Genomic DNA, 12594 nt, shown 5'->3' on the forward strand with positions numbered 1-12594 from the left:
ATCTGAAAGAAAGCATAAGAAAAGAGGGTTCAAATGTCTATTTTTAATAAAGTTCATGAGCGTCGCAGTTCCGCATCCGTAAAATGGGATATGATGAATGTCGTCTACAATTTGAAAGATACAACAGAATTACTGCCGATGTGGGTAGCAGATATGGACTTTCCTCCACCTGCCGCTTTAACAGAAGCGTTAAAGACTCGATTAGAGCATCCTATCTTCGGCTACACGTTTGCCGACAACGATGTAAAAAATGCGATTGTTCACTGGTATAATACCCGCCATCAATGGACGATTGATCCGGATACGATTATTTTCCAGCCAGGCGTTGTGCCGGCAATCGCGACCATTATCGAAACATTTACAGAACCTGGCGATAAGATCGGGATGTCCACACCGGCTTATCCGCCATTCACCAATGTACCGGCTGCTCAGAAACGTGAAGTCGTGACATGTGAATTAACCGAACAAAACGGTCATTATACGATGAATTTTGAGGAACTTGAAGAGATGTTCCGCTCAGGTATTAAACTGTTTGTTTTATGTAATCCGCATAATCCCATCGGTATCGTATGGTGCCCGGAAGAACTGGAACAGTTAGTTGCACTATGTATTCAATATGATGTGTATCTATTATCCGATGAAATTCATGCCGATATTTCAATTCAAAAAGCGTATACACCTGTCTTAACATTATCCAATGCTAACGAGGCAAAAATCATCACATGTATTGCACCAACTAAAACTTTCAATATCGCCGGTATTCATGCCGCAATGATTGTTGCACCGGACCGAAAACTATATACAGCCATCGAAAAAAATACACAGGCTCACGGGAATTTAGGTTTAAATACATTTGCTTCGACTGCTGTAAAAGCTGTCTATACAGAAGGAGCACCGTGGTTGGACGAGCTTCTTGGTTATTTGAAGAACAATATGGAGTACGTAGTGAAGGAATTGAACGCTATTGAAGGACTTGTAGTGGAGATTCCCGATGCCACGTATTTAATGTGGATTGACTACCGCAAAACAGGGATTGAAGAAAAGGAACTGATGGCACGCCTTCTATCTGTAGGGCAAGTTGCGTTGGATCCAGGAACAAAATACGGGGATGCAGGAAAAGGCTTCTTACGCATCAATGTTGCTTGTCCATTTGGATTGTTGCAGGACGGGGTTGAACGTATTAAACGAACGATGGCGACATTCGAATAGTAAATCAAAAGGGGCAGCCCGGAATTATCAATTTCCGGGCTGCCCCTTCTTCTATTACATCATCTTGATTATTGTTTTTGTTATTCTTCCTTAGCATTTTCTTTAGCAATTCGCGCATCACGTTCTTTTAATGCGCGTTCTTCTAAAATTTTAGCCTGTGCTGCCTGACGAGCAGCGATGCGGCGGACGAACCGGAATGTAAAAAAAACAATAATCAGTAAAATGGCGAATTCAATTGCCGCGGGAAGATACAATGACTTGTCTTCCGGGAAATATAAAAAGCCACCAGAGAAATTCATTAAAAATTGGTTCACTTGCCCACACGTCCTTTAAAAATTAGTCAATTACTGTGATTGACTCAATCTTAACATCTTCTTTAGGCTTATCATGCATATTTCGGTCAACTTTAACAATATTGTCAACAACATCCATACCTTCAACAACTTGGCCAAATACTGTATGCTTGCCGTCCAACCATGGTGTACCGCCGTTTTGTTTGTAAAACTCAACTTCCTCTTTTGACCAGCCGCGCACTTCCATTTGTTTTAGCATAGATACTTCAACTTGAGGTGCTTGAACGATGAAGAATTGAGATCCGTTCGTACCAGGACCTGCATTGGCCATTGATAGTGCGCCGCGGATGTTCATTAGTTCAGGAACACACTCATCTTCGAATGTACCGCCCCAAATAGACTCGCCGCCCATACCAGTACCAGTTGGGTCGCCACCTTGAACCATGAAGTTCGGAATTACACGGTGGAAAATAATACCGTTATAGTAACCTGATTTTGCATGACCTAAAAAGTTTTCAACTGTTTTTGGTGCGTGCTCCGGGAATAATTTAATTTTGATTGAACCCATAGTTGTGTTCATTTCTACCATTACTTCGCCTGGATTTAGTTCTTTCGATAATTGTGGAAACATTTTTGTCTCTCCTTTAAATAAATTGTGGAATGGATGGGTATAGGTATAGAAACCAAACTTCCCCTTTTAATACCAAGTCCAAGTTTACCATAACTCTAATATTTTAAGCCAATAACTTGTGAGGAACTTCCTTCGTATTACGAAATAAGTTATACTAAACACTAAATATTAAATAAAAAGGAAGAATGTGATATTTTGAAAAAAAATATGAGACATAATTTCATCATCATTTTAATATCGAACTTCATTGTTGCGGCTTCTGTTACGATGATTATGCCGTTCCTGTCTTTATATATCGATACACTCGGTGATTTTTCGGATGACTATGTGCAAACATGGGCAGGAATTATCTTTGCTGCAACCTTTATTACAGCATTTTTAATGTCTCCGATCTGGGGGCGGATTGCCGACAAATACGGGTACAAGCCGATCATGATCATCAATTGCTTCGGCGTTGGGTTAAGTATCTTTTTAATGGGCTATGTTCAAAATGTCGAGCAGTTCTTTGTACTCAGGCTTGCGATGGGTGTTGTAACCGGTTTTATCCCTACTTCCATTGCGTTCATTAGTAAGCACACTCCAAAAGAAGTAGCCGGGAAAACGCTCGGGACATTGCAGATGGGCAGTGTTGGAGGGACATTATTCGGTCCAGTATTAGGCGGATTAATGGCCGATACTTTCGGGTTTAAGTACACTTTTCTCATTACAGCAGTCACAATTACAATTGCGGCGATTATTATTATTTTCGGCATTCATGAACCGGCCATTATCCGTAAAGTTAAAAATGCCATTTATTCAAGGAAAAATGTCATTTGGGCCATTTTCCACCACCGACTCATCTTAAATGTAATGTTCGTCACTTCACTCATTCAGATCGGGAACTTTAGTATTCAGCCATTGCTGTCCCTTTACGTATCCGAACTTACCCCTTCTCAGGAAGTCGCCATGCTCGCCGGCGTTACCTTTAGTGCTGCCGGGCTTGGTAATATATGTTTTGCTAGATTTTGGGGGAAATTGGCCGACCATTACGGATATGAACGAATTTTATCGTACTTGTTAATCCTTGCTGTCGTTTTCATCATTCCACAGGCATTCGTTACTGAGTTATGGCAGTTGATTATACTGCGATTCTTATTCGGTATTATCTCCGGCGGTCTCATTCCGATTACGTCCGCACTTATTCGCCGTGAAGCACCGATAGAAGTGCAAGGAGAAATTATGGGATACAACCAGAGTTTCCGTTTCCTTGGCAATATTATCGGGCCGGTATTAGGCGGGGTCGTAGCAAGCTTTGGCGGGATCCATTCCGTATTTTATACGACCGGCCTATTATTTTTAATCGGTTTTGTCATTATGAGCTTTTTGAAAAAGCTTCCGACTCAGTATATGGACGAGATGTTGAAAAAACATGCTTAAATGTTCAATGTATATATGGTATCCTTTAAAAAACAACGGATGATTACGGTTAATACGTTTTCATTTTGTTGTTTTTTGTTTGGGCAGTTTTAATGAATATCCTATTTGGGGGCCAATTATCCATGAAACAACTTTTCGGCTACATTGTCATTTTATCCAGCATTCCTTTACTTCTTCTGATTGGAAATGAAGTTTGGAAAGAAATGGCGAAAGCGGAGCAATATGAACAATTAATCAAGCAATCGATTGTGCTCCCTGAAGTAACTTCCACATCGCCCATTACTTTATACGATGCAAACAACAAAATTTTCAGTGAAGAATATACGGAGTGGTCACAGCCACTTACGCTGGATGAAGTCCCTGAAATTGCAAAACAGCTATTTATATACAGTGAAGATGAAAGTTTTTATGAACATATCGGTTTTGATGTGAGTGCAATCGCCCGCGCGCTCCTCGCGAATAAATCTGAGCAGTCCATCCAGCAGGGCGGCTCCACCATTACACAACAGCTTGTCCGTATGCGTTATTTAACAACGGACAAAACATACGAGCGGAAATTGATGGAGCTTTTTTACGCTTACGAAATCGAGAAATCCTATTCAAAAGACGAAATTTTCGAGATGTATTTAAATGAAATGTATTTCAGCAATCAAGTATATGGAATCGGAGCTGCAGCAACTTATTATTTCAATCGGCCATTATCAAAACTTTCCATTCCCGAAATCGCTTTTATCGCGGCTATTCCGAACAATCCTTCATTATATGATCCGGTCAAGCACTTCGAAAATACAAAGAGCAGACAGGGACGGTTGATCGATAAACTGACAGAGCATGGGGTTATTACAGCAGATGAAGCAAAAACGTATAAAAACGAATCGATTCAATTAAGCATTAAACAAAAGGCACAGCAGTATCCGAGCTACAGTACATTCGTTTTACAGGAATTGAAATGGCTCATTGCCGAACAAACAGGCTACCGTGAAAAAATTGACAATACAGAAGATAAAATGGAAAAGGAATTTCTGCAGTTAGAGCTGCAGAAAAAAACGGATGCTATTTTACGTCAGGGTGTTCATGTATATACTGCGCTACAACCTGAGAAACAGCGACAGGATGAAGCGGCCATTAACCGTATTTTACCGAAAGGCGATTTACAGGCAAGTGCCACGATTATTGATAATGAAACTCGCGAAGTGATCAGTATTTTTGGCGGGAAAGATTATAGAAAGCATGATCTGCACCGTGCATTTCAATCACCAAGACAGCCGGGCTCTGCATTTAAGCCGATCAGTGTGTTTGCCCCTTACTTTGAAGAAACATCGGCAACGCCTTATTCGATCGTAAATGGCGGTCCGTACTGTGTCGGGAATTTCTGCCCGGACAACTATGGACGGATCTGGTACAACAATATTACAGTGGAATCAGCATTCAAAAACAGTGTTAATACAAGTGCTTTACGATTGTTTAATGCCATAGGGGTTGAAACAGCATTTCGTTATATTAACCGGTTCAGTTTTGAATCGATTATTGAAAAAGACCGCACTTTTGCCGCAGCATTGGGCGGGTTAACCTATGGTGTAACTTCACTGGAAATGGCCGATGCATACTCCAGCTTTATCGACGGCTATTATACCCCTGTCCATAGCATTCGAAAAGTAACGGATTTATCGGGAGAAACGATTTTTAGCAAGCCTCATAAACGGGAAGAAATATGGTCTGCTTCGACAACGAAAACGATGCGCAGCCTTTTAAATGAAACGGTCGCGAGCGGTACGGGGAAAGGACTTTATAGCTCATCCGGCTATATCGGAGCCAAAACCGGTACGACGAACGAATTTAAAGATTATTGGGTTGCCGGATTGACGGATGATTATACGGCAGCTGTATGGATCGGGTATGATCAGCCCCGTTCAATGGAAGCGATTGAGCGTGCAAAAATTCACTTTTCTATATTCAATGCCATAACAGAATAAAAAAAGCTTGTTAGTTTTAAATAGCGCACCTCCCCCGCTAAAATCCTAACAAGCTTTTTGTATACTATGCGAACGGCAAGCTCGCAAGAATACCGTTGTACAGCTTAATAACGGCATAGACGACTATAGCCAATAAAAGAAACCAGGTAATTACTTCATAAAAGATTAATCCGATCAAACCTGGTATGGACATAGACTGACTCTTTTTATAAACATTGTAAATAAAATAACAAAAAACCGTAAACACAAAAATGCCGACTAGAATCGGTAAGGATTGACTCCCGATTACCGAAGCAAATGCTCCAAAAAAGAAGACCACATATCCACCACGTGCAGCATGGATCGTTTGCCCTTCTTTATCTTTTGAGAAGAACAGCATCCCAAGCTCATGAATCGTTTCTCCGATCAGCTTCAATGCTGAAAAAATCATGAAAAATAGTAGCACAAAAACAATCAGCAAAACGAAACGCAACTCCAGATCCGATAAAAATTCACGCATTCCATTATAGACACCGATTGCATGAAGTAATTGCAGCGATTCTGATATTGCCAACATACTGAATGAAAAACTGAATAAAATAATTGTAATGAATGGTAAGTAGCCATATAAATATGGATTTTTCATAATTTTGTTCCCTCAAAACTCGTAATTTGTCTTTTCCTCATCATAGCTAACTATGAGGGGACGAGCAAGCCTCTCCTTCTCCTTCACTACTTACCGCATTCTTACCAGTAACGTCTCGGATAGCGCTGATAATAAGGCGGGTAGTAGTAATTAGGCGGATACGGTTGATAATACGGCGGATATGGCCCGTATCGATTATTGTTCAATGAACCTCCTAAAAAACCTCCTAAAAAGCTCCCTAAAAATGGAACTCCAAATGGATATCCGAATCCAAAACCTGGATTATAGTAACGATTGCGATTAACCATGTTCATGTCCTCCTCCCTTATGAATAGTGTATTCATAATTATGAGAGCCACTAGTCACCCGCCTAAAAATGAAAAAGATGCCTTGCAAGTTTTTCCTTGCAAAGCATCCTGTATGATAATTAGTTATCGCGCAATTCTACCAGTGTTGCCAAAGTACGCACCATCGCACCTGTGCCGCCTTTTGGTCCTAGTGCATGCGGTGCATCCGCATCAGAAGTCCCTGCAATATCAAGGTGAACCCAAGGAGTTCCTTCTGCAAACTCTCCAACGAAGCCACCACCGAAAATCATATGGCCGTCACGTCCCGGCGAGTTGTTCAAATCCGCAACATCCGATTTACGGATACGCTTTTTATCGCTTTCTGTTAATGGTAAACGCCATACGAACTCACCTGTTTCAAGTGCCGCCCCCATAAACTCTTCGAAAAATTCTTCGTTATTTGTTAAAGCACCTGTTTTATCTTTGCCCAGTGCAACGATTACTCCGCCCGTTAATGTTGCTACATCGATTAAATAGTTCGCACCTTGCTGTTTCGCATATGTCATAGCATCCGCCAATACTAAACGGCCTTCCGCATCTGTATTTAATACTTCAACCGTTTTGCCGTTGTACATCGTAATAACATCATCCGGCTTAAATGCATCTCCTGATACCATATTGTCTGTAGAACCGATGACCGCAACGACATTTTGTTTCGGACGTGTTTCACCGATAATGCGCATTGCACCTAGAACTGCTGCCGCACCGCCCATATCGCCTTTCATGCCGACCATGCCTTCACGCGGTTTTAATGAGTAGCCGCCTGTATCGTATGTTACCCCTTTTCCGACAAAGCCGATTACATCTTCCCATTCCGGTTTCCCTTTATATTTCAATGTGATTAAACGCGGCTCTTCTACAGAACCTTTATTGACAGATAAAATACCGCCCATACCGAGTTCTTCCATTTGTGCTTTGTTTAAAATCTCAACCTCTAAACCATAAATATTGGCAAGCTCTGTTGCATAATCTGCCAAATCACTTGCTGTCAGTAAATTAGGAGGTAAGTTGATCAGTGTACGCGCTTCATTTACCGCATCCGCATAAATTTTACCTACTTCAAAGTTACCGATCACATCTTCCATATTCGCTTCCGTAACAAATTGAATTTGATCAAAATATGTTTTCGGCTCATTTGAAGACGTTTTATAATTTTGTACTGAATAATAGCCTAAATTCAAACCTTCACCAGCTAAATACGCAACTTCCGCTTCTTCCAGCTGATCTGTTGTAAACGATTCTATCCAAACTGCCGCATCACTTACTTTTGATGCCTTCAGTTCTTTCCCGACTGCTGCAAATACTTCACGTAATTCGTTCGCTGTTATATTTTTGCGTTCGCCGAGACCGACAAAGTAAATACGTTTAAGTGAAGAGTGGCTGCCTGAATACGGTAATTTCGTAATTTTTTTTGTGTCTGATGAAATTTCACCTGCATGAAGCCATGCGTCAATGATATCTCCGTAAAATCCGCTGAACGCTGACCAGTTTTTCATTTGTTCACGATGTTTTTGTACTCCGATAATCAATGTTTCAGAAGTTTGTGTTTCAAACGTTTTTGCTGTTGATTCAATATTCATAGTTAAAAACCTCCTAATGTATAGTTTCATTATATACAACTTTTTTTAATTCGGGTAACGAAACATCCAATAATTTTTATTTTTCTGCAAGTTTAAATTCAAACGAATATAGGGAAAATGATATAATTATAGCAATGAGGAGAAAGTAGGTGTAATTATCGAACTTCTACAAAATACGCCGCTTTGGCTTGGGGTTTTTGCGATTGTTTTTGCGCAGATTTTAAAAGTACCGATTCATTTTATCGTAACGAAAAAAGTGGATTGGAGCTTACTGACATCTACCGGCGGAATGCCAAGTTCCCATTCTGCAGCTGTAACAAGTGTTGCGACGGCGGTCGGTATCGAGACCGGATTTGATTCACCGACTTTTGCTGTTGCAGCGATGCTGGCAGGAATCGTCATGTACGATGCGAGCCATGTCCGCTTTCAGGCTGGACAACATGCGGCCGTTTTAAACGAAATTCGCCACGATCTCCGTTTGTTTTTTGATGAAATTAAACGTTGGCCGGAAATGAATGAACAAGAAAAAATAGAGGATTTGAAAACATTATTAGGTCATAAAAAAAGTGAAGTATTCATCGGGGGATTGGCAGGAATTGTTTTTGCGGCATTATGGTACACCATTCAAATGTTATAAAAAAAGGATTATGCTAAAGGCTAAACCGGCTTTTAACATAATCCTTTTATTTTTTCGGGAGTTCCGATGAAGGAAACTAGAACATGCGATATCCTGCTTTTCGCAGCGCAATCATAACAAAGCCCGATACGATTGCCCCGCCAAAACCACCGGATAAGACAACAATATCTACAATCTTTAATGCTTGAACTTTATCGATTAAAGCTGGAAATGCTGTCCCCGCCTTAAAGAAATAATCCAAAAAGCTTACTTCATCAATAATAAAAATTACGACAACCGGATAGACGATAGCCATTAACCATGTCATCCGCAATAACATATTCAATAAAAAGCCGATACCGAAAAACATGACAAAAAATAATACGACGGAAATGATTACTTGTACTAACGAAACATCATTCATGTTATGTATACCCCCATTAATCTATCATAATTTTACATGATATAACGGGTCCTTTCAATTCAACATCCAAAATAATGTATAGAATACTAATATTGTCAAAATTCCTTCATAAAGTAAATGTTTTTATTTTTTGAAAAACAGATGATATTCGCTATAACCGAATACGTCCCCAGGGTTTACACCTTCGATAATCGGATGAATATGCTGTGCTGCATGCTGGTTTGCCATTTCTCTGAGCATGACCGATGAGAGTTCATGATGAATAATTTCACTCGGTGCCATCCAGCACGCTTCCCCGATTTCTCTTTCCTGCAAAGTAAAAGGCTGATCATTATCGACAGGCTTACAATAAAAAATCGCCATATTGTCACTAATATCATTCAGTATTACACCGGAACGAAAGCCGACAAGTCCCTTTACTTCGCAATCAATTCCCGTCTCCTCCAATATTTCACGCATCACAGCTGTCGTAACGGTTTCAGCCGGCTGGACAAACCCTGCCGGTAAAGACCAGGCACCTTTTAGTCCCCCATATGTTTTTTTTACGAGCAGCCACTCTCCTGCAGAATTTTCAACAATTGCGGCGACTCCAAGCCATACTTTTCCACGATCCTTTTTCATAAATAACAATCCCCCTTTGCTTTGATAAAGTTGCACTTCACTCTCCACTGTTTAGACCCTGCTTACATGTTGATTCCAGTTAATACGGTGTAAAAAAACTTGCAAAGGATGCGATACACACTCGTTTGCAAGTTTGAAGTTCGTTTATATAAATTTGAATTTCCCTTTTTTCAACGTTAAGCCGACACCGCCGACTAAATATAATGCGCGGTCATCTACGACTTTCTTTAATGCCGATGCTGGCTTCCCTGTAAATTTACGGCCAAATGCTGTTCCAATAGCATCTTCTTGACCTAATGAACAAACAGCTCCCTTATCATCGTAAGCAAATATTTCTGTCGGCTCATCATACATTAGATGCTTTATATTTTTTGCAATAATCTCACCTTGCTGCATTGCGATTTGAGCTGTCGGCGGGTATGGTCTGCCTGCTTCCTCATTCAGTAAAAATGCACAGTCTCCCACTACAAATACATCATCAAAGCCTGGTGCGCGCATATCTTCCCGAACTGCAATTCGTGCGCGGTTCGATTCAATACCGGAAGACTCGATTAAAGCATTTCCGCGTACTCCCGCAGCCCATACAACTGTACCGGCTTTAATGAATTCCGTGTTTTCTTCATTTAATTTAATGTTCACACCTTCAGCCGTTGCTTCCACAATCGGTGTGCCGATAGAAAATTCCACACCTTTTTTACGCAATTGCTCCTGCGCATACTCGACTAACTCCGGATCAAATCCAGGCAATACAGTCGGTGCTGCTTCTACACAAAGAAGACGTACTTTTTCCTGAGGAATATCAAATTCTCTGCAAAGCTCAGGAATCCGGTTACCCAGCTCCCCTAAAAATTCTATGCCTGTAAAGCCGGCACCACCTACAACAATTGTAAGTTTACTGTCGTCCTTCACTTCATCCAATGTCCAAGAAGCAAACTGATATTCAATATGCTCACGGACTTGGCGTGCGGTATTGATATTCGTCAATGATAATGCATGTTCCTTCAGGCCAGGAATACCGAATGTTTCCCCTTCGAAGCCTAAGCCGATCACTAAATAATCATACGAAAACTCACCAGCTGATGTTTCTACTTTCTTTGTATTGACATCAATATTTTCTACATTCGCAATGACGAACGTTACATTGTGATTAATAACTTTTGAAATCGGATAACGTGCTTTATCCGGAGAAATCGTACCTGCCCCTACTTCATGAAGCCAAGTTGTTTCATAATGATAGTCGTTTTTGTTCACTAAAATAATTTCTGCTTCATTTGCATTGATTAATTTTTGAAGATTTACAATTGTTGTTAATCCCCCATACCCTGCGCCTAATACTAAAATAGTCGGTCTCTTCATTCAATCAAACCCCTTCATTTTAATGAACCGGCACTATAAATCTCTTTGCATTTTTATAGAACGCCAGTAAACGCTTTTTTGCTGAAATACTAACATAATAGTAGCGTTTTTCCGGTATGATTTCAAACAAATGTATATTATTCGATCTGTCAATTTACAATATTATGTTCATATAAATAATCGTATTTAATGTCAATAAACAAGAACTCTTCATTTGAAATAGCCATTGAATACGTACGTGTCAACTCGCCTGTTTCAATATCACTGTATACGGAAGACAATTCGCCTTTATTGTCTTTTGTCATTTTAATAATGTTCAACAGGAAGTACGGTCGCCAGCTCCAGTTTTTGCCGATGATAGCTTCCTGCTTTTCCCATTCCCCATCGTTCCAGCGGATATTCGGGGATGTTTGGAATCCATTGCTGTCACAAATATAAATACGAAATGCGCATTTTTCCAAAGCGTTTGCCAGCTGTATCAGTTTATCAATCCTTGAAGTGGATGGATTGACCTGTTCGACTGTTGAACAAATCATCCGTTCTAGACGTTTCATTTCCTCATACTTTTGCAGTAGCAGTTTCTTTTCAGTCGCAATAAACTGTTCACAATCTTGGCGGAAACGTTCTTTTAAAGAATCGCGTACTTGAAGCTCTTTATGCGGCAGTTGCAAATATGGCCCTTTGAAATATCGTGTACCGTTTTTCCAGCCGTGCTGTAATTGATATACCGTTTCAATATTTTCGACTAATAATTGCGTCCCCATCTTAACAGCAAGTGTACGGATTGTTGAAAATGCATGGTTTTGCGCACCCCATAAATTGTAGTTCAACTGGCTCACATTAATTTTAAGAATGGCCGGTTCAAGCAGTAAAATATTTTCAAGCTGTGTTTGTGAGCCGACATCTGCCAATGCTATTTTTATGCCATATGTTTTAATATAGCGAATTAAATGTTGCAGCTGACTCATCTCCCCTTCGTAAAGATGTTCCGTCATGACAAGGGTAATATTTCGGAGGTTCGATTCAGCGACTGTTTCTTTCAGCATCGTAAAATAACTTTCCCCAAAATCCAGCAAAAGCAGTTCGGGGTTGCATGGAATATACAAACCGACATCATCAATTAAATGTGCGACATTTTGCAACGATCTACGCACAAAAATCTGTTCAATTTCTGCTCTAATATCTGCTGGTACGTCTTTTTCATATGTAAATTGCTCGATATTGATCGGTTCTTTTTCATTTTCACTTTCCACTTGGCCTATCGCTTCATAAGCCACAATGCGATGTCCATCTGCACTATAGATTGGCTCATATAAAATTTCGATTTGATCTAACTTATCCAGTAATTCTAAAACACTCATTTAAAAAGCCCCCTAGCAGTATGGTAATAAATCTATAATAATTCAAACCTTATAATAATACAAAACCATCCAATAAAACATAGTTATTTTATAGGTAATATAAGTTTTGAAATTATAATGATTTATTCTGCAAATGAAAAGG

At 40.1% G+C, this 12594-nt stretch carries 13 protein-coding genes; 4 read left to right on the top strand and 9 right to left on the bottom strand.

Going from position 1 to position 12594, the window contains the following annotated elements; all coding sequences use genetic code 11:
• Positions 1-33: 33 nt before the first annotated feature.
• On the top strand, positions 34-1209 hold the full coding sequence (locus MKZ25_RS14475) for a MalY/PatB family protein (RefSeq protein WP_340802116.1): 1176 nt from the start codon (positions 34-36) through the stop codon (positions 1207-1209).
• A gap of 80 nt (positions 1210-1289) precedes the next feature.
• Here MKZ25_RS14475 and MKZ25_RS14480 read toward each other — a convergent pair whose 3' ends face one another.
• Both MKZ25_RS14480 and MKZ25_RS14485 read right to left on the bottom strand, forming a co-directional pair.
• Entirely contained in the window at positions 1290-1523 is a 234-nt protein-coding gene (locus MKZ25_RS14480) for a hypothetical protein (RefSeq protein WP_340802117.1), read from the bottom strand.
• Between the two features lie 22 nt (positions 1524-1545).
• Positions 1546-2133 carry a peptidylprolyl isomerase gene (locus MKZ25_RS14485; RefSeq protein ID WP_079524164.1) on the bottom strand — a complete coding sequence of 196 codons (588 nt, stop codon included), beginning with the start codon at positions 2131-2133 and terminating at the stop codon, positions 1546-1548.
• A gap of 207 nt (positions 2134-2340) precedes the next feature.
• Between MKZ25_RS14485 and MKZ25_RS14490 the strand changes: the two genes are divergently transcribed.
• Together MKZ25_RS14490 and MKZ25_RS14495 are read left to right on the top strand one after the other, a co-directional pair.
• Complete coding sequence (locus MKZ25_RS14490) at positions 2341-3549, top strand: MFS transporter (protein WP_340803028.1); 1209 nt, start codon at positions 2341-2343, stop codon at positions 3547-3549.
• Between the two features lie 122 nt (positions 3550-3671).
• Positions 3672-5522, top strand: a complete 1851-nt coding sequence (locus tag MKZ25_RS14495) for a transglycosylase domain-containing protein (RefSeq protein WP_340802118.1) — start codon at positions 3672-3674, stop codon at positions 5520-5522.
• A gap of 64 nt (positions 5523-5586) precedes the next feature.
• On the opposite strand, the gene MKZ25_RS14500 is transcribed toward MKZ25_RS14495, so the two are convergent.
• The 3 genes from MKZ25_RS14500 to MKZ25_RS14510 all read right to left on the bottom strand — a co-directional run bounded on the left by MKZ25_RS14500 (position 5587) and on the right by MKZ25_RS14510 (position 8074).
• On the bottom strand, positions 5587-6147 hold the full coding sequence (locus tag MKZ25_RS14500; RefSeq protein WP_340802119.1) for a YufK family protein: 561 nt from the start codon (positions 6145-6147) through the stop codon (positions 5587-5589).
• A 101-nt stretch (positions 6148-6248) separates the two neighbouring features.
• A complete protein-coding gene (locus tag MKZ25_RS14505) occupies positions 6249-6455 on the bottom strand; it encodes a hypothetical protein (RefSeq protein ID WP_340802120.1) in 207 nt (68 codons plus the stop codon).
• A gap of 119 nt (positions 6456-6574) precedes the next feature.
• Complete coding sequence (locus tag MKZ25_RS14510) at positions 6575-8074, bottom strand: leucyl aminopeptidase (protein WP_340802121.1); 1500 nt, start codon at positions 8072-8074, stop codon at positions 6575-6577.
• A 157-nt stretch (positions 8075-8231) separates the two neighbouring features.
• Here MKZ25_RS14510 and MKZ25_RS14515 point away from each other — a divergent pair, with 157 nt between their 5' ends.
• Positions 8232-8711 (top strand): divergent PAP2 family protein, encoded by a 480-nt coding sequence (locus MKZ25_RS14515; protein ID WP_340803029.1) that lies wholly within the window; start codon positions 8232-8234, stop codon positions 8709-8711.
• 76 nt (positions 8712-8787) lie between these two features.
• On the opposite strand, the gene MKZ25_RS14520 is transcribed toward MKZ25_RS14515, so the two are convergent.
• From MKZ25_RS14520 to MKZ25_RS14535, 4 genes are all read right to left on the bottom strand, one after another.
• Positions 8788-9114, bottom strand: a complete 327-nt coding sequence (locus MKZ25_RS14520) for a YuiB family protein (RefSeq protein WP_340802122.1) — start codon at positions 9112-9114, stop codon at positions 8788-8790.
• A 123-nt stretch (positions 9115-9237) separates the two neighbouring features.
• Complete coding sequence (locus MKZ25_RS14525) at positions 9238-9735, bottom strand: NUDIX hydrolase (RefSeq protein ID WP_340802123.1); 498 nt, start codon at positions 9733-9735, stop codon at positions 9238-9240.
• Positions 9736-9879: 144 nt separating this feature from the next.
• Positions 9880-11091, bottom strand: coding sequence for an NAD(P)/FAD-dependent oxidoreductase (locus MKZ25_RS14530; RefSeq protein ID WP_340802124.1), 1212 nt, complete (start codon positions 11089-11091; stop codon positions 9880-9882).
• 149 nt (positions 11092-11240) lie between these two features.
• Positions 11241-12452, bottom strand: coding sequence for an EAL-associated domain-containing protein (locus MKZ25_RS14535; RefSeq protein WP_340802125.1), 1212 nt, complete (start codon positions 12450-12452; stop codon positions 11241-11243).
• Positions 12453-12594 lie beyond the last annotated feature (142 nt).

The sequence above is a fragment of the Solibacillus sp. FSL W7-1464 genome (assembly GCF_038004425.1).
Classification (GTDB): domain Bacteria; phylum Bacillota; class Bacilli; order Bacillales_A; family Planococcaceae; genus Solibacillus.

Bases quoted from the DNA above. Each gene is read 5' to 3' on its own strand.
- MKZ25_RS14475 (WP_340802116.1), top strand. From the start codon at position 34: ATGTCTATTTTTAATAAAGTTCATGAGCGTCGCAGTTCCGCATCCGTA.
- MKZ25_RS14485 (WP_079524164.1), bottom strand. From the start codon at position 2,133: ATGTTTCCACAATTATCGAAAGAACTAAATCCAGGCGAAGTAATGGTA.
- MKZ25_RS14490 (WP_340803028.1), top strand. From the start codon at position 2,341: ATGAGACATAATTTCATCATCATTTTAATATCGAACTTCATTGTTGCG.
- MKZ25_RS14495 (WP_340802118.1), top strand. From the start codon at position 3,672: ATGAAACAACTTTTCGGCTACATTGTCATTTTATCCAGCATTCCTTTA.
- MKZ25_RS14500 (WP_340802119.1), bottom strand. From the start codon at position 6,147: ATGAAAAATCCATATTTATATGGCTACTTACCATTCATTACAATTATT.
- MKZ25_RS14505 (WP_340802120.1), bottom strand. From the start codon at position 6,455: ATGGTTAATCGCAATCGTTACTATAATCCAGGTTTTGGATTCGGATAT.
- MKZ25_RS14510 (WP_340802121.1), bottom strand. From the start codon at position 8,074: ATGAATATTGAATCAACAGCAAAAACGTTTGAAACACAAACTTCTGAA.
- MKZ25_RS14520 (WP_340802122.1), bottom strand. From the start codon at position 9,114: ATGAATGATGTTTCGTTAGTACAAGTAATCATTTCCGTCGTATTATTT.
- MKZ25_RS14525 (WP_340802123.1), bottom strand. From the start codon at position 9,735: ATGAAAAAGGATCGTGGAAAAGTATGGCTTGGAGTCGCCGCAATTGTT.
- MKZ25_RS14530 (WP_340802124.1), bottom strand. From the start codon at position 11,091: ATGAAGAGACCGACTATTTTAGTATTAGGCGCAGGGTATGGGGGATTA.
- MKZ25_RS14535 (WP_340802125.1), bottom strand. From the start codon at position 12,452: ATGAGTGTTTTAGAATTACTGGATAAGTTAGATCAAATCGAAATTTTA.